At 71.9% G+C, this 21,060-nt stretch carries 18 protein-coding genes; 2 read left to right on the top strand and 16 right to left on the bottom strand.

Annotated elements, in window-relative coordinates; genetic code table 11:
* Window positions 1–28: 28 nt before the first annotated feature.
* Entirely contained in the window at window positions 29–1,351 is a 1,323-nt protein-coding gene (locus tag JL475_RS18100; protein ID WP_202278764.1) for a metallophosphoesterase, read from the bottom strand.
* A 24-nt stretch (window positions 1,352–1,375) separates the two neighbouring features.
* Window positions 1,376–1,624, bottom strand: a complete 249-nt coding sequence (locus JL475_RS40080; RefSeq protein WP_307825086.1) for an SCO4848 family membrane protein — start codon at window positions 1,622–1,624, stop codon at window positions 1,376–1,378.
* Window positions 1,625–1,796: 172 nt separating this feature from the next.
* Here JL475_RS40080 and JL475_RS18095 point away from each other — a divergent pair, with 172 nt between their 5' ends.
* On the top strand, window positions 1,797–3,089 hold the full coding sequence (locus tag JL475_RS18095) for a D-alanyl-D-alanine carboxypeptidase (protein WP_307825085.1): 1,293 nt from the start codon (window positions 1,797–1,799) through the stop codon (window positions 3,087–3,089).
* Here the strand turns inward: JL475_RS18095 and JL475_RS18090 are convergent.
* The 3 genes from JL475_RS18090 to trpS form a co-directional block, all read right to left on the bottom strand.
* Window positions 3,037–3,948, bottom strand: a complete 912-nt coding sequence (locus JL475_RS18090; protein ID WP_202278762.1) for a YihY/virulence factor BrkB family protein — start codon at window positions 3,946–3,948, stop codon at window positions 3,037–3,039. The genes JL475_RS18095 and JL475_RS18090 overlap by 53 nt on opposite strands.
* Before the next feature lie 39 nt (window positions 3,949–3,987).
* On the bottom strand, window positions 3,988–4,566 hold the full coding sequence (locus JL475_RS18085; protein WP_202278761.1) for a 2'-5' RNA ligase family protein: 579 nt from the start codon (window positions 4,564–4,566) through the stop codon (window positions 3,988–3,990).
* Between the two features lie 187 nt (window positions 4,567–4,753).
* Window positions 4,754–5,767 carry a tryptophan--tRNA ligase gene (trpS, locus tag JL475_RS18080; protein ID WP_307825090.1) on the bottom strand — a complete coding sequence of 338 codons (1,014 nt, stop codon included), beginning with the start codon at window positions 5,765–5,767 and terminating at the stop codon, window positions 4,754–4,756.
* Window positions 5,768–5,895: 128 nt separating this feature from the next.
* Here trpS and JL475_RS18075 point away from each other — a divergent pair, with 128 nt between their 5' ends.
* Window positions 5,896–6,549, top strand: a complete 654-nt coding sequence (locus JL475_RS18075; RefSeq protein ID WP_202278759.1) for a hypothetical protein — start codon at window positions 5,896–5,898, stop codon at window positions 6,547–6,549.
* Window positions 6,550–6,562: 13 nt separating this feature from the next.
* Here the strand turns inward: JL475_RS18075 and JL475_RS18070 are convergent, their stop codons facing one another.
* From JL475_RS18070 to JL475_RS18020, 11 genes are all read right to left on the bottom strand, one after another.
* A complete protein-coding gene (locus JL475_RS18070; RefSeq protein ID WP_202278758.1) occupies window positions 6,563–8,011 on the bottom strand; it encodes a glycine hydroxymethyltransferase in 1,449 nt (482 codons plus the stop codon).
* 296 nt (window positions 8,012–8,307) lie between these two features.
* Window positions 8,308–9,531, bottom strand: a complete 1,224-nt coding sequence (locus JL475_RS18065; RefSeq protein WP_202278757.1) for a glutathionylspermidine synthase family protein — start codon at window positions 9,529–9,531, stop codon at window positions 8,308–8,310.
* A 35-nt stretch (window positions 9,532–9,566) separates the two neighbouring features.
* Entirely contained in the window at window positions 9,567–9,905 is a 339-nt protein-coding gene (locus JL475_RS18060) for a hypothetical protein (RefSeq protein ID WP_202278756.1), read from the bottom strand.
* A gap of 279 nt (window positions 9,906–10,184) precedes the next feature.
* Entirely contained in the window at window positions 10,185–11,141 is a 957-nt protein-coding gene (locus JL475_RS18055; protein WP_202278755.1) for an ABC transporter substrate-binding protein, read from the bottom strand.
* A gap of 1 nt (window position 11,142) precedes the next feature.
* Complete coding sequence (locus tag JL475_RS18050; protein WP_202278754.1) at window positions 11,143–13,086, bottom strand: proline/glycine betaine ABC transporter permease; 1,944 nt, start codon at window positions 13,084–13,086, stop codon at window positions 11,143–11,145.
* Complete coding sequence (locus JL475_RS18045; protein WP_202278753.1) at window positions 13,086–14,201, bottom strand: glycine betaine/L-proline ABC transporter ATP-binding protein; 1,116 nt, start codon at window positions 14,199–14,201, stop codon at window positions 13,086–13,088. Before JL475_RS18045 ends, JL475_RS18050 begins: the two co-directional genes overlap by 1 nt.
* Complete coding sequence (locus JL475_RS18040; protein WP_202278752.1) at window positions 14,201–15,736, bottom strand: GMC family oxidoreductase; 1,536 nt, start codon at window positions 15,734–15,736, stop codon at window positions 14,201–14,203. The genes JL475_RS18045 and JL475_RS18040 overlap by 1 nt, the downstream gene beginning before the upstream one ends.
* Before the next feature lie 213 nt (window positions 15,737–15,949).
* On the bottom strand, window positions 15,950–17,470 hold the full coding sequence (locus JL475_RS18035; protein WP_202278751.1) for an aldehyde dehydrogenase family protein: 1,521 nt from the start codon (window positions 17,468–17,470) through the stop codon (window positions 15,950–15,952).
* 211 nt (window positions 17,471–17,681) lie between these two features.
* Window positions 17,682–18,719: a hypothetical protein gene (locus JL475_RS18030; RefSeq protein ID WP_237407486.1), complete on the bottom strand. Its 1,038-nt coding sequence runs from the start codon at window positions 18,717–18,719 to the stop codon at window positions 17,682–17,684.
* A 58-nt stretch (window positions 18,720–18,777) separates the two neighbouring features.
* Window positions 18,778–19,134 carry a hypothetical protein gene (locus JL475_RS18025; protein WP_202278750.1) on the bottom strand — a complete coding sequence of 119 codons (357 nt, stop codon included), beginning with the start codon at window positions 19,132–19,134 and terminating at the stop codon, window positions 18,778–18,780.
* On the bottom strand, window positions 19,121–20,863 hold the full coding sequence (locus tag JL475_RS18020) for a hypothetical protein (protein ID WP_202278749.1): 1,743 nt from the start codon (window positions 20,861–20,863) through the stop codon (window positions 19,121–19,123). The genes JL475_RS18025 and JL475_RS18020 overlap by 14 nt, the downstream gene beginning before the upstream one ends.
* Between the last annotated feature and the right edge of the window lie 197 nt (window positions 20,864–21,060).

Genomic DNA, 21,060 nt, shown 5'->3' with positions numbered 1-21,060 from the left:
TCCTCGCGCGCAGGCGTACGGGCCGCCGTCAGGTCTGCTTCGACGCCAGTTCGATCACCGTGATGTCCGACGGCGCACCGATCCGGGTCGGCGGGCCCCAGGCGCCGGCGCCGCGGCTGACGTACAGCTGGGTGTCGCCGTACCGGTCCAGGCCCGCGAGGGTCGGATTGGCGGCGGCGGCGAGGTAGCTGGCGGGCCAGAGCTGGCCGCCGTGGGTGTGGCCGGAGAGCTGGAGGTCGACGCCGTGGTCGACGGCCTCGTGGACCATCACCGGCTGGTGGGCGAGGAGCACGCACGCGCGTGCCCGGTCCCGGTCGCCGAGCGCCCGCGCGTAGTCGGGGCCCTGGCCGTAGTTCTCACCGGCCAGGTCGTTCACCCCGGCGAGGTCGAAGTGCGGGAGTTCCGTGCGGGCGTTCTCCAGGGGACGCAGACCGAGCCGGCGCACCTCCTCGACCCACTCCTCGGCGCCGGAGAAGTACTCGTGGTTCCCGGTGACGAAGAAGGAGCCGTGCCTCGCCGTCAGCTGCGCCAGGGGGGCCGCGGCCGGACCGAGTTCCTTCACGTTGCCGTCCACCAGATCGCCGACGACGGCGATCAGGTCGGGCTGGGTCGAGTTGATCGTGTCGACGACCTTCTGCGCGAAGCCCCGGCCGAGAACGGGTCCCAGGTGGATGTCGCTGACCACCGCGATCCGGTAACCGTGCGCCGCGCGGGGCAGCTTGGCGAGCGGCACGGTGACCCGCTTCACCCGCGGTCCGCGCACCACGCCGGCCGTGCCGTACCCGACCGTCCCGACGGCCGCCGCGGCGGCGGCCCCGGCGACCACCCGGGAGACGAAGAGACGACGGGAGGGACCGGCGGGGGCCGAAGAAGGGGCGGGAGGGGCGGGGTCGGTGCCGGGGGCAGGGGTGTCCCGGTCCGCAGGCCGCGCCGATCCCGGTGCGGCGGCCGTCGCCCCCGCGGGTATCGGTGTCGGCTCCGCGGGTATCGGCGTCGGCTCCTCGTGCGGCGGTGCCGTCCGCCGCGCCGCCCGGCGCTCCAGGAACAGGCGCAGCACCGGGCGGACGACCTCACCCGCGAGCACCGCCAGCAGCAGGTAGAGGCACAGGGCCAGCCAGAGGTAGCCCGGCCAGGCCAGGACCTGCTTGAGCCAGAACGGGGCACCGCTGCGCGTGGCGAAGAAGGCCGCGAAGGTCAGCGTCCAGCCTCCGGCGAACACCAGGACACCCCAGCGGCGCACGGCACCCGGCCCCCGGGTCGTGTCGCGGAACAGACGGCGCCACATGTACCAGTTGCCCGTCACCAGTACGGCGAGGACCAGCAGTGCGACGAGTACGAAGACGATGGGCACGGTGCGGTGTTCCCCAGTTTTCCGTTACGACGTCCGTGACGTCCGGCTCAGTGCGCGCAGACCACGCAACCCGATGGCCCCGATGACCGTCCCCAATACGAAGGAGACGACGGCCAGCAGCAGATGGACCCAGAAGTACGCCGTCGGCTCGCCGTCGTCGAACGCGAGCCCGCTGCCGTCCTTGACCAGGTTCTTGACGAAAGTGATCCAGATGATCCAGCTCCACACCCCGAAGGCGAGCAGGAACCAGGAGACGGGGCGGCTGAGCTTCACCAGATCGAACCTTTCATCGCAACTCCGGGCACCCGGAGTCGGCCGGGGGGCCAGGGGTTGTTCCCCGGACGGGCACGGCATGGATCCAGTATCGCCGGACGGTGTCCGGTTCCGTTCGCGGGGTGGGGACGGAAGAGGGACTTCCCTGGACGGGGCATGTACGTTTCCGTCCGTGCCCGCACCCAAGAACTCCATCCGGCGATCACTGCTGGTCACTTCCGCCGTTCTGTTGTCCACCGCGCTGACCGCTCCCGTCGCACTCGCGGCGCCGAGCCCTTCGAGCAGCCCTTCGGCCACTCCCCCGGCGACCATGTCGTCGGTGGGCGGCGCCCGGCTCGGGCAGCCGGGAACGCAGGTCGACCTCGCGAGCGGGGTCCCGGTGCTGCCGAAGGAACTGTCGGCCCGTTCCTGGATCGTCGCCGACGCCGAGTCCGGCGAGGTGCTCGCCGCGCACAACGCGCACTGGCGGCTGGCCCCGGCGAGCACCCTGAAGATGCTGTTCGCCGACACGCTGCTGCCGAAGTGGCCCGGATCCGCCGAGCACGAGGTCGCCCCCTCCGACCTCGCCGGTATCGGCCCCGGCTCCAGCATGGTCGGGATCAAGGAGGAGGAGACCTACACCGTCCACGACCTGTGGCTGGGCGTCTTCCTTCGCTCCGGCAACGACGCCGTGCGGGTGCTGGCGGCGATGAACGACGGCATCGAGAACACCGTCCAGGAGATGAACGAGCACGCCGAGGAGCTCCAGGCCCTCGATACACACGTGGTCAGCCCCGACGGCTACGACGCCGAGGGACAGGTGTCCTCCGCGTACGACCTGACGCTGATAGCCCGCTCCGGGCTGCAGAAGAAGGCCTTCCGGGAGTACGCCTCGACGGTCCGCGCCGACTTCCCGGGCGAGACGAAGAAGAACAAGAAGGGCAAGAAGGTCCGCAAGTCCTTCGAGATCCAGAACACCAACCGGCTGCTGTCCGGCGACTACGACGTGCCCGTCTACGAGGGCATCGCGGGTGTGAAGAACGGCAACACCACCAACGCGGGCGCGACCTTCACCGGGGTCGCCGAGCAGGACGGCACCGTGCTGCTCGTCACCGTGATGAACCCGCAGGAGGGCGGGAGCAACGCGGTCTACAAGGAGACCGCGAAGCTCTTCGACTGGGGTTTCAAGGCGGCCGGCAAGGTCGATCCGGTGGGTGAGCTGGTGCCGCCGAAGAACGCCGTGCAGGCGGGCGCCCGGCCGGATGCCTCCGCCTCCCCCGGTGAGGCGGGCGGCGCCGGTGACGGCATGCCCGGCGCCGCGGGCGCCGAGCCGGTGGCGAGCGCCGCGACCGGGGGCGGCACCGACGGCATGGGGACCGCGCTCGCCGTCGCGGGCGGGGCGCTGGCGCTGCTCGCGGGCGGGGCGTTCCTGGTCAACCGCCGTTGGCCGCTGCCGGATCTGGTGCGCCGCCGCTCGCGTCCGTGAGCCCGGTCTCCTCGTTCTGCGTCGTCGCGGTCCAGGCGGCGCAGAACAGGACCAGTTTCGCGGTGAAGTTGATCCACAGCAGCAGGGCCACCGGGACGCCGAACGCGCCGTACATGCTCTTCGCGGCCACACCCTGCAGATAACCGCTGAGCAGCAGTTTCAGCAGTTCGAAACCGACCGCGCCGATGAGCGCGGCCACCACCAGGCGGCGGCGGGCGGGTTCGACGCCGGGCAGCAGGGTCAGGACGTACAGCAGGAGCAGGAAGTCGGCGCCCACGGCGACGGCGAAGGCCGCGACGTGCAGCACGATCCCGCCCCAGCCGCCCTCCTCCAGCCCGATGGCCCTGCTGATCCGGCCGACCATCGCGGAGGCGACGACGGACGCGCCCAGGGTGATCAGGACCGCGCCGCCGAGCCCGACGAGGACGCCCGCGTCCTTGGCCTTGCGCAGGGCGGGGTTCTCCTCCTCGTCGGGCAGCTCCCACACCGCGCGCAGGCACTCGCGCATGGATCCGGCCCAGCTGATGCCGATGAACAGCAGGACGGCACCGGCGATGAGGCCCACGGTGCCGGCGTTCTCCACCAAGCCCCCGATGTCCAACTGGTCGGAGATGCCGGGCACCTGCTGGGTGATCTTCTCCTGGAGGGTGTCCTGCTGCTCCTGGCCGAGTGCGGCGGCGCCGATCGCGGCGGCGACCGTGAGCAGCGGGAACAGCGCGACGAAGCTGGTGAACGTCATCGCGGCGGCCAGCCGCGTCCAGTGCACGCGGTCCAACCGCTCGTACGACCGCCACGCGTGGGTGCGCATCAGTCGCACCGCCCACGGGCCGACGACCGGGAGTTTCTTCAGCCAGTCCATGAACCGCCTCTGCCCCCGCCGGGCCGGGCCGGAACCCGGTCAGTGCGCGGAGACGGAGCCGCAGTCCGCGCGCCCGGCCTGCGGCGGCACCGCCGGCGAGCCGAACGGGAACTGCCGCAGCTTGCGCCACACCGCGTCGGCGCCCTGTTCGTAGAGCGCGAAGCCGGTGCAGGGCCAGTGCGCCTCGTAGTCGGCGAGTTCCTCGAAGGCGCGGTCCATCGCCGCCTCGTCGATCCCGTGCGCCACGGTGACGTGCGGGTGGTACGGGAACTGCAGCTCACGGGCGACGGGACCGGACGCGTCGCGGACCTGCTTCTGCAGCCAGGTGCAGGCCTCGGCGCCCTCCACGATCCGGACGAACACGACCGGCGACAGCGGCCGGAAGGTGCCGGTGCCCGACAGCCGCATGGGGAACGGCCGACCGGCCGCGGCGACCTCGCTCAGATGCGCCTCGACGGCCGCCAGGTCGCCCTCGTCGACCTCCGTCGGCGGCAGCAGGGTGACATGCGTGGGGATACCGTGAGCAGCGGCGTCGCCGAAGCCCGCGCGCAGCTGCTGAAGCCGGCTGCCGTGGGGCTCCGGGACCGCGATCGACACACCGATCGTTACGGTCCCCACGTCGTCTCCTTCGTTGTGATGGTGATTCCGCCGAGCGCCCGGTGACCGCCGGAGCGGTCACCCTCTACCCGACTGTACGACCACGGCCCCGCCCCGGGCAGGCGCAGTCGGCGTGATGTACGGCGCTCACCCGGTGGTACGGATCGGTGCCCGGGTCGCGTTCAGTACGACCGACGCCCCGGTCCGTTCAGTGCTTGGCGCTCAGGAAGCCCACCCGGTCGTAGGCCCGGGTGAGGGTCTCCGCGGCGACGGCACGCGCCTTCTCCGCGCCCTTGGCCAGGATCGAGTCGAGCGTCTCGGAGTCGTCCAGGTACTGCTGGGTGCGCTCCCTGAAGGGAGTCACGAACTCGACCACGGCCTCGGCGAGGTCCGTCTTCAGCGCACCGTAGCCCTTGCCGGCGTACCGCTCCTCCAATTCGGTGATACCCGCTCCGGTGAGGGTCGAGTAGATCGTCAGGAGGTTGCTGACGCCGGGCTTGTGCTCGCGGTCGAAACGGACCACCGTGTCGGTGTCCGTGACCGCGCTCCTGACCTTCTTCGCGGTGGCCTTCGGCTCGTCGAGCAGGTTGATCAGGCCCTTCTGGGTGGCCGCCGACTTGCTCATCTTGGCGGTCGGGTCCTGAAGGTCGTAGATCTTCGCCGTCTCCTTGAGGATGTACGCGCTCGGGACGGTGAAGGTGTCGCCGTAGGTCTGGTTGAAGCGGTCCGCGAGGTCGCGGGTCAGCTCCAGGTGCTGGCGCTGGTCCTCACCGACCGGGACCTGGTCGGCCTGGTAGAGCAGGATGTCGGCGACCATCAGCATCGGGTACGTGAACAGGCCGACGGTGGCACGGTCGCTGCCCTGCTTGGCGGACTTGTCCTTGAACTGGGTCATCCGGGAGGCCTCGCCGAAGCCGGTGATGCAGTTCATCAGCCAGCCGAGCTGCGCGTGTTCGGGGACGTGGCTCTGGACGAACAACGTGCAGCGGTCCGGGTCGAGGCCGGCCGCGAGGAGCTGGGCGGCGGCGACCCGGGTGTTCTCGCGCAGTTGCTTCGGGTCCTGCGGGACCGTGATCGCGTGCAGGTCGACGACCATGTAGAACGCGTCGTGGGTGTTCTGCATGTCGACCCACTGGCGGACGGCACCGAGGTAGTTGCCGAGGTGGAACGAGCCGGAGGTCGGCTGGATACCGGAGAGCACGCGCGGAGAAGCCATGTTCACCATTCTCTCAGGCCGCGGGGAGCGGTCGGGCACTGGTTCGGCCCAGGGGGTTCCGTTCCGCCCGCGGCGGTGCGACAAGGGGCGAGGAGAGCTGGGGACGGCTGGGCAGCGGGTGGGAGGGGAGCGGCATGCGGCAGTGGGTGTGCGCGATCGCGGCGACGGCGGCGGTGCTGTCGGCGGGGGCGCCGGGGGCCGCGGCGGACGGGGCGCCGTCCGCCGGAGAGCCGGACGTGGCGGTGGTCGTGTGGTCCGGCACCGGACGCACCGCGTCCTGGCACGCCGGGGAGGCCGACTTCGACCGGCTGCGGAGCCTGCTGGACCCGGCGTACACGGGCACGGAGCGGGTGCCGGAGGCCTGGACGGAGGGCCGCTGGCCCCCGGTGCGGTTCACCGTGCTGTGGGGGCTGACCGGGGTCGGGGGTTGGCCGCAGACGCGGCGGGCACCGGGTGGCGACGTGGCGATGCTGCGCCAGGACCAACTGTTCCTCGCCGGGGACGGCACGCCGTGGGTGCGCACGGACCCGGCGCCGGACCTGCCGGACGACGACATCCGCTGGCACCGGGTGCCGCGGGAGGTCTACGACCGTCTGGACGACGCCGGTTTCCTCGGGGCGGGGCCCGCCGATCCCGACGACGGCGACGGCGTGCGGGACCGGGTGTGGTGGGCTGCCGCGGGGGTCGGGGCGGGCATCGCCGGGGCCTTGCTGACACGCCGCGCGGCGGCCCGGTACGGTGCCGGGCCGCCGCGCGGGGAGCCGCGTCAGGAGCTGATCGACCTCTGAGCCGCCCGGTGCGTCAGCCGAGGTCGATCTCCGGGTACAGCGGGAAGCCGGCGACCAGATCGGTGGCGCGGCGGGAGATCTCGTCGGCGACCTGCGTGTCGAGGACGTGGGAGGCCTTGGAGGGGGCGCCGGACTTGGTGGTGCCGGACTCCGTGCTGGTGAGGACACGGTCGATGAGACCGGCGACCTCGTCCATCTCGGCGGTGCCCAGACCGCGGGTGGTCAGCGCGGGGGTGCCGATGCGGATGCCGGAGGTGTACCAGGCGCCGTTGGGGTCGGCCGGGATGCTGTTGCGGTTGGTGACGATGCCCGACTCCAGCAGGGCGGCCTCGGCCTGGCGGCCGGTGAGGCCGTAGGAGGTGGCGACGTCGATCAGGTTGAGGTGGTTGTCGCTGCCGCCGGTGACCAGGGTGGCGCCGCGGCGCATCAGGCCGTCGGCGAGGGCGCGGGAGTTGTCCACGACACGCTGGGCGTAGTCCTGGAAGGAGGGCTGCCGCGCCTCCGCCAGGGCGACCGCCTTGGCGGCCATGACGTGCGGGAGCGGACCGCCCAGGACCATCGGGCAGCCGCGGTCGACCTGGTCCTTGAGGGAGTCGTCGCACAGGACCATGCCGCCGCGCGGGCCGCGCAGCGACTTGTGGGTGGTGGTGGTGACGATCTGGGCGTGCGGGACCGGGTCGAAGTCTCCGGTGAGGACCTTGCCGGCGACGAGACCGGCGAAGTGGGCCATGTCGACCATGAGCGTGGCGCCGACCTCGTCGGCGATCTCGCGCATGATCCGGAAGTTCACCAGACGGGGGTAGGCGGAGTAGCCGGCGACGATGATCAGCGGCTTGAACTCGCGGGCGGAGGTGCGCAGCGCCTCGTAGTCGAGGAGGCCGGTGGCCGGGTCGGTGCCGTAGGAACGCTGGTCGAACATCTTTCCTGAGATGTTCGGGCGGAAGCCGTGGGTGAGGTGGCCGCCGGCGTCCAGGGACATGCCGAGCATGCGCTGGTTGCCGAAGGCGCGGCGCAGTTCGGCCCAGTCGGCCTCGGAGAGGTCGTTGACCTGGCGGACGCCGGCCTTCTCCAGGGCGGGTACCTCGACGCGCTGGGCGAGCACGGACCAGAAGGCGACCAGGTTGGCGTCGATGCCCGAGTGCGGCTGGACGTAGGCGTGGCGGGCGCCGAAGAGCTCCTTGGCGTGTTCGGCGGCCAGCGACTCGACGGTGTCGACGTTGCGGCAGCCGGCGTAGAAGCGGCGGCCGACGGTGCCCTCGGCGTACTTGTCGCTGAACCAGTTGCCCATCGCCAGGAGGGTGGCCGGGGAGGCGTAGTTCTCGGAGGCGATCAGCTTGAGCATCTCGCGCTGGTCGGCGACCTCCTGGCCGATGGCGTCGGCGACGCGCGGCTCGACGGCGCGGATCACGTCGAGGGCGGAGCGGAAGGCGGTGGAAGCGGTGGAGAGGGGCTCGGCGGACATGAGGACCTCCGGACGTGGCGTTCGGCGTTCACGGCATGGCCCAGGCGCACGGCACTCGTACCGGGCACCCGGGGGTGATCCGGGGGCCGCTCCCCGATGGTCGGTCCCATCCCAGCACGCCAGTCACGGCCCTCGGCCAGCCTACCGGGCGGCACGGAGTGCCGTGGCGAGGCGTCCGCCATGCGGGCGGGGGCGTCCGTCCGGCGGCTGCCGGTTGCCCTCCGCGGGTTCGCCGCGGCTGATCGTGCCCCGCGACGGAGTCGCGTATCGGCGCCTTCCCGCGCCCCTTCGGCGCGCTAGAGGATCACGTGGGGCAGGAAGCGGGCGTACTCGTCGGTGATGAGGCCCGAGGACTCGCGGATGCCGAGGCCGGCGGACTCGTCCCCGACGGTCCATGCGCCGAGGACGACGTGGTTGCCGTCGAAGTCCGGCAGCGGGGCGAGTTGCTGGTAGCAGCAGGGTTCGTCGCGGACGACGGGGGCGCTGCCCGGCTGGTGGATCGTCACACCGGCGCCCTCGCGGCCGAGCAGCGGCTTGGCCACGTAGCCGGGGCCCGACGCCAGGTCGCGCGGGCCGTCGAGGTGGGCCGGGAGGAGGTTGGGATGGTCCGGGTAGAGCTCCCAGAGGATCGCCAGCAGGGCCTTGTTGCTGAGCAGCATCTTCCAGGCCGGCTCGATCCACAGGGTGCTGCCGGTGCCGCCGCCGTTGTCGAGGGTGTCGAGGACGTGGTCGGCGAAGCGGTCGGTGGTGAGCCACTCCCAGGGGTACAGCTTGAAGATGCTGCGGATGAACCGGAGGTTCTTGTCGACGAAGCGGCCGGAGAGCCGGTCCCAGCCGATCTCCTCCATGGAGAGCCACTCGGTGTCGAGGCCCGCCTGTTCGGCGGTCTCCTTGAGGTAGGCGACGGTCATGAGGTCCTCGCCGACCTCGTCGGCCGAGGAGTGGGCGAAGTGCAGGGGGCTGCCCGGCGGGAGGAGGGCGGCCTGTTTCCGCCAGGCGTCGACGAGGCGTTCGTGCAGCGAGTTCCACTGGTCGGCGCCGGGGAAGCGCTCCTCCATCCAGAACCACTGCGGCGAGGCCGCCTCCACGAGGGAGGTGGGGGTGTCGGCGTTGTACTCCAGGAGCTTCGCGGGGCCGGTTCCGTCGTAGCGGAGGTCGAAGCGGCCGTAGACGGAGGGGAGTTCGGCGCGCCGGTGCCAGGCCTCGGTGACCGCTCCGACGACCCGCGGGTCGGTGATGCCGAGGTCGGCGAAGCGGTCGGCGGTGACGATGTGCTCGGCGGCCGCGAGACACATGCGGTGCAGTTCCTCGACGACCTCCTCCAGCGCCTCGACCTCGTCCAGGCCGAAGACGTAGTAGGCGCTCTCGTCCCAGTAGGGCACCCAGGCGTCGTCGGGGACGGGCATCCCCGCCGCTCGGGCGGACTCGAGGGCCTGGGGGAGGGTGAGGGGGTAGATGAGCCCTTGTTCCTCGACGGTCTGCTGCCAGCCGGGGCGGGGCTCTGTGGTGCGGCGTTCCACGGGCGGGTCCTTCGTTCCTTCGCTCGCCGCGGTGTTCAGCCGCCGCCGGTGCCGGAGGAGCCGAAGCCGCCCCGGTCGACGGCATCGCTCCGGCTGAAGGTGCCGCCGTGGGCCCGGCCGTTGCTGGTCTCCGCGTCGTAGTACCAGCCGGCGTCGACCCGCTTCGACCCGGTGGACCTGCCCTTGCCCGTGGAACCGGAGGTCGTGCAGTTCTTGTCGGCGACGATCTTGTAGCCGTCGGGGTAGTCGTAGCTGTTCCGGTCCACGCAGCGGCGGTCCGGATCCGAACTGCACGCGGACAGGGCGGCCGCGAGGAGGCTCACGCCACCGAGCATCACCGTGCCGGACCGCAGCCGTCGCCGTGTCTCCGCCATGTTCCCCGCTCCCCCTCGTGTTGCGTGTACCCGTCACCGGGTCCCTGCTCCCCGGCTCGCGGCGGACAGCCTAGGCGCCGCCCGTCCGACGTGTCCGCGAGACCCCCGGTGCCGGCCTCGCTCCCCCGGTGTTTCACGGCTTTTGGCCTCCCGTGCGCGCTTGGTGCGCCCCCGGAACCCTCCGGGAAGGGCTCTGCACGGGGCGTCCGGAGTGTGGCCCCGTGCCCACCGTGCTCGGTGGGCACGGGGCCACGCGTCATGCCCGGACCGGCCCGGCCGTCAGGACAGCCACTTCTTCCAGGTGGACTCGTGCCCGTCCACCCACTTCTCCGCCGCCTCCTGAGGTGTCAGCTTCTGGTCGGCGATCATCAGGGAGACCTCGTTCTGGTCCTCGGTGGACCATTCGAACTTCTTCAGGAAGTCCGCCGCCTCGCCGCCGTCCTGCGCGAAGTCCGCGTTCAGGTACTTCTGCAGCGGGGCGGTCGGGTAGGCGCAGGCGACCTTCGCCGGATCGGCGTCGCAGCCCTCCTCGTACGGGGGCAGCATCACCTCGGTCATCGGCACCTTCTCGAACAGCCAGTGGGGGGTGTTCCAGTAGGTGAGGAAGGGCTTCTTCTCCTTGGCGAACTGCTTGATCTGGGTGAGCAGCGCGGCCTCGGAGCCGGCGAACACCACCTTGAAGTCCAGCTCCAGGTTCTTCACCAGCGCCTTGTCGTGGGTGAGGTAGGCCGGTGAGCCGTCCATCAGCTGGCCCTTGCCGCCGCTCTCCGCGGTGCGGAACCGGTCGGCGTACTTGTTGAGGTCCTTCCAGCTCTTCAGGTCGGGATGCTGTTCGGCGAAGTACGTCGGGATGAACCAGCCGATGTGCCCGGTGACCCCGAGGTCGCCGCCGCGCGCGATCGTCTTCTTCTCCTCGACGTACAGCTGTTCCTGTTCGGGGTGGCCCCAGTCCTCCAGGATCGCGTCGACCCGGCCCTGGCTGAGCGCGTCCCAGGCGGGCACCTCGTCGACCTGGACGATGTCGACGCGGTAGCCGAGCTCGTTCTCCAGCAGGTGCTGGGCGACGGCCACGTTGGCCAGGGAACCCACCCAGGACTGCACCGCCAGGTTCACCGTCCGGGCGCCCTTGGCGTTGGCGTACGGCGAGGCCTGCTTGGTCATGTCCGCGGCACCGCAACCGGTGAGCAGCGCGAGCGCGAAGGCTCCGGCCACCGCGGAGGTCGTACGGCGTCGCATGTCAGGCTCCCTTCTTCGCGCGGCGTTCGGTGGGCTGGGTCACCCGGTCGAGCATCAGGCCCAGGCAGACGATCGCGGCACCGGCGACCAGGCCGGTCGCCAGGTCGCCCTGGGCGAGGCCGAAGACGACGTCGTAGCCGAGTGCGCCGCCGCCGACCATGCCGCCGATGATGACGACGGCGAGGACCAGGACCACGCCCTGGTTGACGGCGAGGAGCAGCGCCGGGCGGGCCAGCGGGAGCTGGACCTGGCGCAGCTGCTGGGCGCTGGTCGCGCCGAGCGAGCGGGCCGACTCCAGGGCCGCCGGGTCGACCTGGCGCAGCCCCTGCGCGGTGATGCGGACGACGGCCGGCAGCGCGTAGACGACGGCCGCGGCGACGGCGGGGGCGCGGCCGACGCCGAACAGGGCGACGACCGGGATCAGGTACACGAACTGCGGCATCGTCTGGAACACGTCCAGCACGGGCCGCAGCAGACGGTCGACGCGGTCGCTGCGTGCCGCGGCGATGCCCGTCGCGAAGCCGATGACCAGGGTGACGGCGACGGCCGCGAGGACCTGGGAGAGCGTGTCGAGGGCCGGGTTCCACACGCCGAGCACTCCGATGGCGGCCATGGCGAGGACGGCGGTGAGCGCGGTGCGCCAGGTGCCGATCAGCCAGGCCAGGGCGGCGACGACGAGCAGCACCGACCACCAGGGCAGCCACTGCAGTCCGTCGCGGATCGGGTCGAGGACCCAGGTGGTGAAGCGGGCGGCCCAGTCGGCGGTGCCGCCGATGACGGGGACGCCCGAGTACAGGTGGTCGGTCATCCAGCCGACGGCCCGGTTGACCGGTTCGATGATGGACACGACCCATCCGTCGGGCCACTCCAGGCGTGCCGTCAGCCGTCCGGCGACGGCCACGGCCGCGGCGCCGGCCACGACGTACAGCCAGTGCGTGCGGGGCCTGGGCGCCCGGCCGAGGTTCGCCCCGGCCGCGCCGGTCACCCGGTCGAGGACGACGGCGAGCAGCACGATCGGGATGCCGGCGGCGAGGGCCGCGCCCACGTCGACGGAGGCCAGCGCCTGGTAGACGCGGTCGCCGAGACCGCCCGCGCCGATCACCGAGGCGATGACGGCCATGGACAGCGCCATCATGATCGTCTGGTTGAGCCCCAGGAGGAGTTCCTTGCGGGCCAGCGGGATGCGGGCGGTCAGCAGGCGCTGGCGGGACGTGGTGCCGAGCGACTCGACCGCCTCCAGCACCTCCTTGTCGGCGCCCCGCAGACCGAGCGCGGTCAGCCGGGCCATGGGCGGCGCGGCGTAGACGACCGTGGCGAGGACGGCGGCCGGGACGCCGATGCCGAAGATCAGCACGACCGGCAGGAGGTAGGCGAAGGCGGGGAGCACCTGCATGGTGTCCAGGACCGGGCGCAGGACGCGGTCCATCCGGTCGAAGAGCCCGGCGGCGAGCCCGAGCAGCGCGCCGACGACGACGGACGCGGTGACCGCGACCACCATCAGGGCGAGCGTCTGCATGGTGGGCACCCACATGCCGAGCAGTCCGCAGGCGAGGAACGCGACGGCGGTGCCGAGTGCGAGGCGGATGCCCGCGACGCGCCAGGCGACGAGCCCGGCGAGAGCGGTCACCCCCGCCCATCCGACGGCGAGGAGGGCGAGGTAGACGACCCGTACGGTGACGACGACGACGTTGCTGACGTGGCCGAAGAAGTACAGGAAGAGGGGGTGGGAGTCCCGGTTGTCGATGATCCAGTCGCTGGTTTCGGCCAGCGGTCCGGAGACGTCCACGGTCAGCGCCTCGGGCCAGCTGCCGCCGGCCCAGCGCGCGACGGCGAACGGGACGAGGACCCCGGCGGCCACGGTGAGCAGCAGGAGCTTGCGCACGGCGAGGTGTCCGAGCAGACCGGACCGGCCGGTCCGGGGGACGACTGCGGTGGCGGTCGCCATCAGACGGCCTCCTTGGGCAGCTCCGTCCCGGCGGGCTGCTCCGTTCCCGCGATCACCGACAGCAGCGCGTCGGAGTCGACGACGCCCAGGCAACGGCCCTCGTCGAGGACCCGGGCCGGACCGCCCCCGCGGGCGACGGCTTCGACGGCCTCCGCCACCGTGGCGTCCGGGCGGACGGCGGGGCCGCTGCCGGCCGCTTCCGCCGAGGAGGCGGGGCGCATGGCCGTACGGACGGTGAGGACCTGTTCGCGCGGGACGTCCCGGACGAAGTCACGGACGTAGTCGTCGGCGGGCGAGCCCACGATCTCCTCGGGGGTGCCCAGCTGGACCACCCGTCCGTCGCGCATGAGGGCGATGCGGTCGCCCAGCTTCAGGGCCTCGCCGAGGTCGTGGGTGATGAAAACCATCGTGCGGTTCTCCTCGCGGTGCAGCCGGATCACCTCCTCCTGCATGTCGCGCCGGATGAGGGGGTCGAGCGCGCTGAACGGCTCGTCGAACAGCAGCACTTCGGGGTCGACGGCGAGGGCGCGGGCGAGCCCGACGCGCTGACGCTGGCCGCCGGAGAGCTGGGCGGGTCTGCGCTGTTCCATGCCCTCCAGGCCGACCTTGGCGACGACCTCGGCGGCCTTCTCGCGTCGCTGCGCCTTGCCCATGCCCTGGATCTCCAGGCCGTAGGCCACGTTGTCGAGGACGGTGCGGTGCGGCAGCAGCCCGAAGTGCTGGAAGACCATGGCGGCGCGGTGCCGGCGCAGTTCGCGCAGCCGTGCCTTGTCCATGGCGCGGACGTCCTCGCCGTCGATGGCGACGGTGCCCGCGGTCGGCTCGATCAGCCGGGTCAGGCAGCGCACCAGCGTGGACTTGCCGGAGCCGGACAGGCCCATGACGACGAAGACCTCGCCCTTGCGGACGTCGAAGCCGACGTCCCGGACGGCGGCCGTGCAGCCGGTGCGGGCGCGCAGTGCGGCCGGGTCGAGCGCGGCGAGTTCGGGGTCGCCGGGCACGCGGTCGGCCTTCGGGCCGAAGACCTTCCACAGCCCGTCGACGGAGAAGACGGGTGAGTCGGCCTCCGAGCCGGCGGGAGCGGCAGGAGTGGCTGGAGCAGCGGCGGTACTCATCACGCATCACTCCCGATCAGATCGACGGCCCGCTCGCCGACCATCAGCACGCCGATCATCGGGTTCACGGCGGTCATGGTCGGGAAGACGGAGGCGTCGGCGATCCGGATGCCCTGCAGGCCGCGAATCCTCAACTCGGGGTCGACGACGGCTGTTTCGTCGTCCGCCGCGCCCATCTTGCAGGTGCCCGCCGGGTGGTAGACGGTGTGGGCGACCTTGCGGGCGTACTCGCTGAGCTCCTCGTCGCCCGTGATGTCCGGGCCGGGGGCCACCTCGCGCTTGAGCCAGTGGGCCAGCGGCTCGGTCTTCGCGATCTCGCGGGCGATGCGGATGCCGTCGACGAGGGTACGGCCGTCGTAGTCGTCCTCGTCGGTGAAGTAGCGGAAGTCCAGCGCGGGCTTGACCTCGGGGTCGGCGCTGGTCAGGTAGAGCCTGCCGCGGCTCTTCGGCTTGGGGATGTTCGGGGTCATGGAGACGCCGAACTCCGGCCGCTGGTAGCCCAGTCGCTCCGGATTGTCCGTGAACGGGATCTGGTAGAAGTGGAACATCAGGTCGGGGCCCGCGTGTTCGGGGTCGCGGCGCACGAACAGGCCCGCGTCGGAGTCCATCGCGGAGTTGTCCGGGATGGGTCCGTTCGTCTCCCAGACGATCACCGACTCGGGGTGGTCGAGCAGGTTCTCGCCGACCCCGGGGAGGTCGTGCGCCACGGGTATGCCGAGCGCCTCCAGGTCGGCCTTCGGACCGATGCCGGAGTGCAGCAGCAGCCGGGGCGAGTCGACCGCGCCGGCGCACAGCAGGACTTCGCCCCGGGCCCGTACGAGGATCTCCTCGCCGTCCTTGGTGCGGACGTGGACGCCCTCGGCGCGCGTGCCGTTCAGCTCCAGCCGGTACGCCCAGGTCTCCAGCATGATCGTCAGGTTGGGGCGTTCCTCCATCACCGGGTGCAGGTACGCGACCGACGCCGAGGAGCGCTTGTTGTCCTCCGGGTGGTAGGCGAGGTCGAAGAAGCCGACGCCGTCGTCGAACGGCTTCTTGTTGAAGCCCTCGACCCGCGGCACGCCCAGCGCGCCCTGGGCGGCGTCGACGAAGTCACGGGCGATGGCGTTCCGGTCCTTCTCGTCGACCGGGACGATGTTGTTCTCGAGCCGGGCGTAGTACGCCTCCATCTGCACCGCACCCCAGCCCTTGGCGCCGGCCTGCTCCCACTCGTCCCAGTCGGACGGGAGCGGCTTGAAGGCGATCAGGGTGTTGTGCGAGGAGCATCCGCCGAGGACCCGGGCCCGGCTGTGCCGGATGTGCGAATTGCCGCGCGGCTGCTCGGTGGTGGGGTAGTCGTAGTCCAGCTCGCCGCCGAGCAGGCCCATCCAGCGGCGCAGGGTCAGCACGTCGTCGCGGCCGACGTCGCTGGGGCCGCCCTCGATGACCGCGACGGTGACGTCCGGGTTCTCGGTCAGCCGGGAGGCGATGACGGACCCTGCGGTACCACCTCCGATGACAACGTAGTCGTACGTGCGTTCGCGGGTGCGATCCGGCATGGAAATTGCTCCTACGGGGACTCGGGGGACGGAACAGGGGAACGAAGGGTGCCGAGCGATGTCGGCGGGACCTCGAGCAGAGCCCTGGTCAGGGGTGTTGTTCGAAGCAGTGCGTTCGGAGCAGTGCGTTCGAGGCAGTACGGCGTCACGCGGTGCGTGCGGCCCGGGCCGCACGCACCGCGTTCACTCCGGGGGCCGCTCGGCGGTGGCGGCTCAGCCCGCGAACCAACGCACCGGCTTCGGCGCGAGGTTCTGGTAGACGTGCTTGGTCTCGCGGTACTCGGCGAGGCCGGCCGGGCCGAGTTCGCGGCCCACTCCGCTCTTGCCGAAGCCGCCCCACTCCGCCTGCGGGAGGTAGGGGTGGAAGTCGTTGATCCACACGGTGCCGTGGCGCAGCCGTCCGGCCACCCGCCGGGCGCGTCCCGCGTCGGCGGTCCAGACGGCGCCGGCCAGCCCGTACTCGGTGTCGTTGGCGAGGGCCACGGCCTCGTCCTCGGTGCGGAAGGTCTCGACGGTGAGGACCGGTCCGAACACCTCCTCGCGCACGACCCGCATCTCGCGGTGGCAGTGGTCGAGGACGGTCGGCTCGTAGAAGTAGCCGGCCTCGGGCCGGTCGGCGGACGGCTCGGGCCGCTTGCCGCCGGAGCGCAGCACCGCCCCCTCCTTCAGCGCGGAGGCGACATACGCCTCGATCCTGTCGCGCTGCTGCTCGGAGACCAGCGGTCCGCACTCGACGCCGTCCGCGGTGCCCCGGCCGAGCCTGATCTTCTCGGCGCGGCGGGCGAGTTCGGTGACGAAGCGGTCGCGGACCGACTCCTCGACGATGAGCCGGGCACCCGCCGAGCAGACCTGGCCGCTGTGGATGAAGGCCGCGTTGAGCGCCTGGTCGACGGCGGTGTCGAAGCCGTCCCTGGTGGCGCAGGCGTCGGCGAAGACCACGTTGGGGTTCTTGCCGCCGAGTTCGAGGGCGACCTTCTTCACGCTCGGCGCGGCGGCCTGGGCGACCTTGGTGCCGCTGACCAGTCCGCCGGTGAAGGAGACCAGGTCGACGTCGGGGTGCTCGGCGAGCCGGGCGCCGACGGTGTGGCCGGGCCCGGTGACGATGTTGGCGACCCCGGTGGGCAGCCCCGCCTCGATCAGCAGGTCGATGAGCGCCACGGTGGTCAGCGGGGTGATCTCGCTGGGCTTGACGACGAAGGTGTTGCCGGCCGCGAGGGCGGGGGCGATCTTCCAGCTGGCCTGGAGCAGCGGATAGTTCCAGGGCGTGATCATGGCGCAGACGCCGACGGGCTCGTGCACGACGACGCTGTGGACGTCGGTGGAGCCCGCGTCGACGACCCGGCCGGGGGCCTCCCCGGCGACCAGATCGGCGAAGTAGCGGAAGGCGTCGGCGACACAGTCGATGTCGACGCGCCCCTCCTCGACGGTCTTGCCCGCGTCCCGGCTCTCCAACAGGCCGAGCGTCTCCCTGTCCCGGACGAGGAGACCGGCGACGCGGCGCAACAGCGCGGCCCGTTCGGCGACGGGGGTGTGCGGCCACGGGCCCTCGTCGAACGCCCGCCGGGCGGCGGCCACCGCCAGGTCGGCGTCCTTCTCGTCGCCCTCCGCGACCACGGCGAACGGCAGCGCGTCCGCGGGGTCGAGGATCTCGCGGGTGGCTCCCGAGAGGGCCGCCCGCCACTCGCCTCCCGCGTGGATCGAGGTGCGCACCTGGAGCTCTGTACTGTCCGCCATGATCGACTGCTGCCTTCCGTTCCTGTTCAGCGCCCATGAGTGACACAGGTCCGGTGACCAGGTCGAGTCACACGGGCGTCACCCACGGAACGGGATGGCGCCTTCCCGCAGGACCCGAATGCATGCGCGATTCCCTGCGGGAAGTGCGCAACGCCACACATCATGCGAGCAAAACGGCTGAAAACATCCCCTGTCTCCGGCCGGGTTCGGTTCAGCCGGGGCTCGTGGCCGTCCCACAGGTGGTGTCCGGCGGGCAGAAGTGTTCGAGGGCGATCCGGATCAGCTCGCGCTCGTCCTCGTGACCGTCGGCGTCGGCCCCGTAGGCGGCGAGCGCGTACAGCTTGCCGTCGGCGGCCTGGAAGCGCAGGTCGACGACGTGCCAGGTTCCGATGTCGGGCTCTTCCCTGAACGAGTCGGCGAGGTACTCCAGCCGGGAGCCGGTGAAGTCGCCGTCGTCCAGTGTCTCCAGGGAGAGCTGCTCGAATCCGGGGGCCTTCGGGGTGGCGTCGGAGAGGAACAGTTCGTGCGACGCGTCGGGCGAGGGCTCCGCCACCTCGAACACCTGGAGCCGCCTGCCGCCGTCGGGACTGCGGTAGTTGACCACGTCCATGCCGTACTGGGAGGACACGCTGCTACGGATCCATCCCGCGGGGCGGGCGACGGTGAAGCCCTCGGAGTCGGCGTACCGGTCGTAACCGGCGGGGACGGTGCTGTCCGGGTCCGGGGTGGACGGCCCGGTCCGGTCGGTGGAGGACGACGGCCGGCTCGGGGCGGGCGGCTCCTCCGGTCCAAAGGTCCCGGACCCGGCGGGCTGTGACACGCTCACCGAGGGGGCCTTGCCGTCTCCCTGGCCGTGCGCCCCCTCGCCGCCTCCCAGGGTCTGGATCAGCACCAGTCCCACGACCACCCCGACCACGGCGGCCCCGCCCATCACGACCCACAGCCGCCTCCGGTCGAGCCCGTGCCGAGCCGGCGCCGGGGGCCCGGGCGGGACGGGCTCTCCCCCGAGGGTGTGGGGCAGCTCGGGGGACGCCCGGGCAGCCGGCGCGGGCGGCGGGGTACCGCCGCCCGGCCACTGGAGGCCCGTGAGGGTGGGAGTGCCGGAGGGCGGAGCAGCCGGGGGCGACGGGGCTGCAGGGGGCGGCGGTGCGGCCGGTGCGGCCGCGCCCTCCGTCCCTCCTCGTTCCCCCGGGCCCCCCTCCTCCCAGCGCTGGGCCTCCTCGTTCCAGTACCGCGGTCCTCCGCCCATCGCTTCCCCCTCGTTTCCCTCGCTCTTCGCGTTCCCCTCGTCGTGTCGCCCGTCGGCGTCACATCCCGAGCAGGCCCGCCACGGTCCCCGCCGAGGCGAGCAGTCCCGTGATGGTTTCGGCGTCCGCGAGCAGATCGCGCAGCCGCCGCCGACGGCTCTCCGCGGCCGTACCGGTCCGGCCGATCTCCTCCTCGGTGTCCGCCAGGGCCTCATCCAGGCGTGCGGTCTGCTCGCTCTGCCGCAGCCGGGCCAGATCGGCCCGCAGTTCCCGTACCGCGGTGAGCAGTTCCTCCGCGGCGGCGTCGCGCGGCGCCGGGGTGCCGTGGTGGCTCTCCGCGTGCGCGTTGCTGCCGATGGCGAAGGTACTGCCGTGGACGTCCCCCAGGCGGACGCCCGGCTCCTCACGTGCCGTCATCGTCGGAGGCTCCCCTCTGCGGCACGGGGCCGCCGGTGGTGGCGCTGGAGTTCTCACCGATGGCGAAGGTGGAGCCCTCGACCCGGTTGATGCTGACCGCGCCGTTGCTGATGTTCACGATCTTCTGGACGAACTCGCCGGTCTCATAACCGGCGTCGGCGAGCGCCAGCCGTACCCCATGCCCGACACGGTCCTGAATGCTCCGGAGATAGCGGGCCACGTCCATCTCCTGGAACGTGGACTTCGCGGCCGTCGCGGCCAACTCGCGCACCGACAGGGCGGGCCCCTCGGGCAGCGCGCTCCGGTGTCCCCCGGTGAGCAGCCGCCACCCGAAGACCGCGCCACGGAACAGGGAGACCAGAGCCCGGCCCGCGGAGCCGGGCATCAGGGTGGCCGCCGAGACGATCCTGTCCAGCGTCGGGCCGGTACGGACCGCGTGCGCGACATGGTCGGCGCGTTTGAACTCCCGGCGCACCGGGGGCATGACGTGCGGGGCGATCTCCAGCATGAGCATGCGGCCCTGGGTGTGGACCCGCACGTACACCGTGACGCCCAGTTCCTCCCCCCAGGCGCCGACCCGGACCCGCAGGAAGTGCCGCCGCTTCTCGCCGCCCTCCTCGACTGCCCGCAGCAGGTGCTGCCCGAACGCCTCCGTCGTGTAGGTGGCCTGGTCACGGTCGGTCAATCCCTCCACGGGGAGGAACACGCACTCGTCGATCTCCAGTCCGCGCAGCCGGTCGCGCACAGGGGTGCTCGCGTGCTCGGCCGGTTCACGGAGCTGCTCGATCAGTGGCCGGACCCGGTCGAGGATCACGCGGTTGCCGAGCGGCTGCCGGTTCTTCAGCTCCTCGTCCGGCCGGAGCTCCACGGCGAGCACCCAGGTGTCGTGCGCGGCTCCCGCTCCGCAGAACGGACGCTCCTCGTCGTACATGATCAGCGGAGTGTGCTGCTCCCGTCGGACACGCCGCATCAGCCGGGTGAATCGCTCCCCCTCTCCCCTTTCCGCGGGGTCGTTCGCCACATCCGGGAAGTGCTGCGGGGACAGCTCCATGCCCAATACGCGGGCGAACCCGTCACGCTGGGCCGTCGCACACCACGCGACCAGGACGACGACACCGATACCCAGCCAGGCACGCCAGGGGTCGACCGCCTCGACGAAGGGCAGACCCAGACCGTCGAGATCGCTCGATCCGTACGAGCCGTACGAGCCGTACGAGCCGGACGAGGAACCGGAGCCGCCGGGACCGGCCCCGAAGGCCGTGGCGACGACCAGCACCGCGTACACCGCGAAGAGGACGCGGCCTCCCCAGCTCAGCACGGATGCGGGCAGCTGCCGGTGCGGGGGCGGCGGCTGGGCACCGCCCCTGACCCAGGGCGCGAGGCCGAGCAGCAGGCCGGCCAGCAACAGGCCGGCCAGCAGCCCGCCGGTCACCACCATGCCCACCGCCCAGAGCCCGGCGATCCCCGCGGACCAGCGCAGCTCCTGGCGGCGGGCCCGCAGCGCATGGGCGAGGACCCGGGCGGCATCGATGCCCAGCGAGGGCGCCACGAAGCGTTGTTCGTGGAGATACAGCTCGTCGATGACGCGGTCGCGGTAGTCGGGGTCCAGGTAGACGCCCCCGCACAGCAGCCGGGTCGCCTCGCTCGCGTGCGGCGGGACGGACAGCACCTCCGGCGGGGCCGGGCCGTCCGGGTGGTGCGGTTGCTGTGGCACGTGGACAGTGGTCATGCCAGTCCCCCGATGCTGCGTACGCCTTCGGTGACAGAAGGGTTGACGAGCCATCAGCATACGGGAGGCGCTAGGCCAAGGGGAACTGGTTTGTCAAGGGTGCGATCGTGTGACACGCGTCAAGCTCTGGCCAGAACTTTGCCCCCTGTGCGGACGGGCCCCGCACCGGTCGGTACCGGTGCGGGGCCCGTGGTCCG

The sequence above is a fragment of the Streptomyces sp. M2CJ-2 genome (genome assembly GCF_016757295.1).
Classification (GTDB): Bacteria; Actinomycetota; Actinomycetes; order Streptomycetales; family Streptomycetaceae; genus Streptomyces.
Note: the sequence above shows the minus strand (reverse complement) of the source record. Positions and strands in the feature narration are given on the sequence as shown.

Coding starts and splice junctions, on each gene's coding strand:
- JL475_RS18060 (WP_202278756.1), bottom strand. CDS start 9,905: ATGGCGGAGACACGGCGACGGCTGCGGTCCGGCACGGTGATGCTCGGT.
- JL475_RS18020 (WP_202278749.1), bottom strand. CDS start 20,863: ATGACCACTGTCCACGTGCCACAGCAACCGCACCACCCGGACGGCCCG.
- JL475_RS18050 (WP_202278754.1), bottom strand. CDS start 13,086: ATGGCGACCGCCACCGCAGTCGTCCCCCGGACCGGCCGGTCCGGTCTG.
- JL475_RS18030 (WP_237407486.1), bottom strand. CDS start 18,719: ATGGGCGGAGGACCGCGGTACTGGAACGAGGAGGCCCAGCGCTGGGAG.
- JL475_RS18070 (WP_202278758.1), bottom strand. CDS start 8,011: ATGTCCGCCGAGCCCCTCTCCACCGCTTCCACCGCCTTCCGCTCCGCC.
- JL475_RS18040 (WP_202278752.1), bottom strand. CDS start 15,736: ATGCCGGATCGCACCCGCGAACGCACGTACGACTACGTTGTCATCGGA.
- JL475_RS18045 (WP_202278753.1), bottom strand. CDS start 14,201: ATGAGTACCGCCGCTGCTCCAGCCACTCCTGCCGCTCCCGCCGGCTCG.
- JL475_RS18035 (WP_202278751.1), bottom strand. CDS start 17,470: ATGGCGGACAGTACAGAGCTCCAGGTGCGCACCTCGATCCACGCGGGA.
- JL475_RS18075 (WP_202278759.1), top strand. CDS start 5,896: ATGCGGCAGTGGGTGTGCGCGATCGCGGCGACGGCGGCGGTGCTGTCG.
- JL475_RS18090 (WP_202278762.1), bottom strand. CDS start 3,948: ATGGACTGGCTGAAGAAACTCCCGGTCGTCGGCCCGTGGGCGGTGCGA.
- JL475_RS18055 (WP_202278755.1), bottom strand. CDS start 11,141: ATGCGACGCCGTACGACCTCCGCGGTGGCCGGAGCCTTCGCGCTCGCG.
- JL475_RS18025 (WP_202278750.1), bottom strand. CDS start 19,134: ATGACGGCACGTGAGGAGCCGGGCGTCCGCCTGGGGGACGTCCACGGC.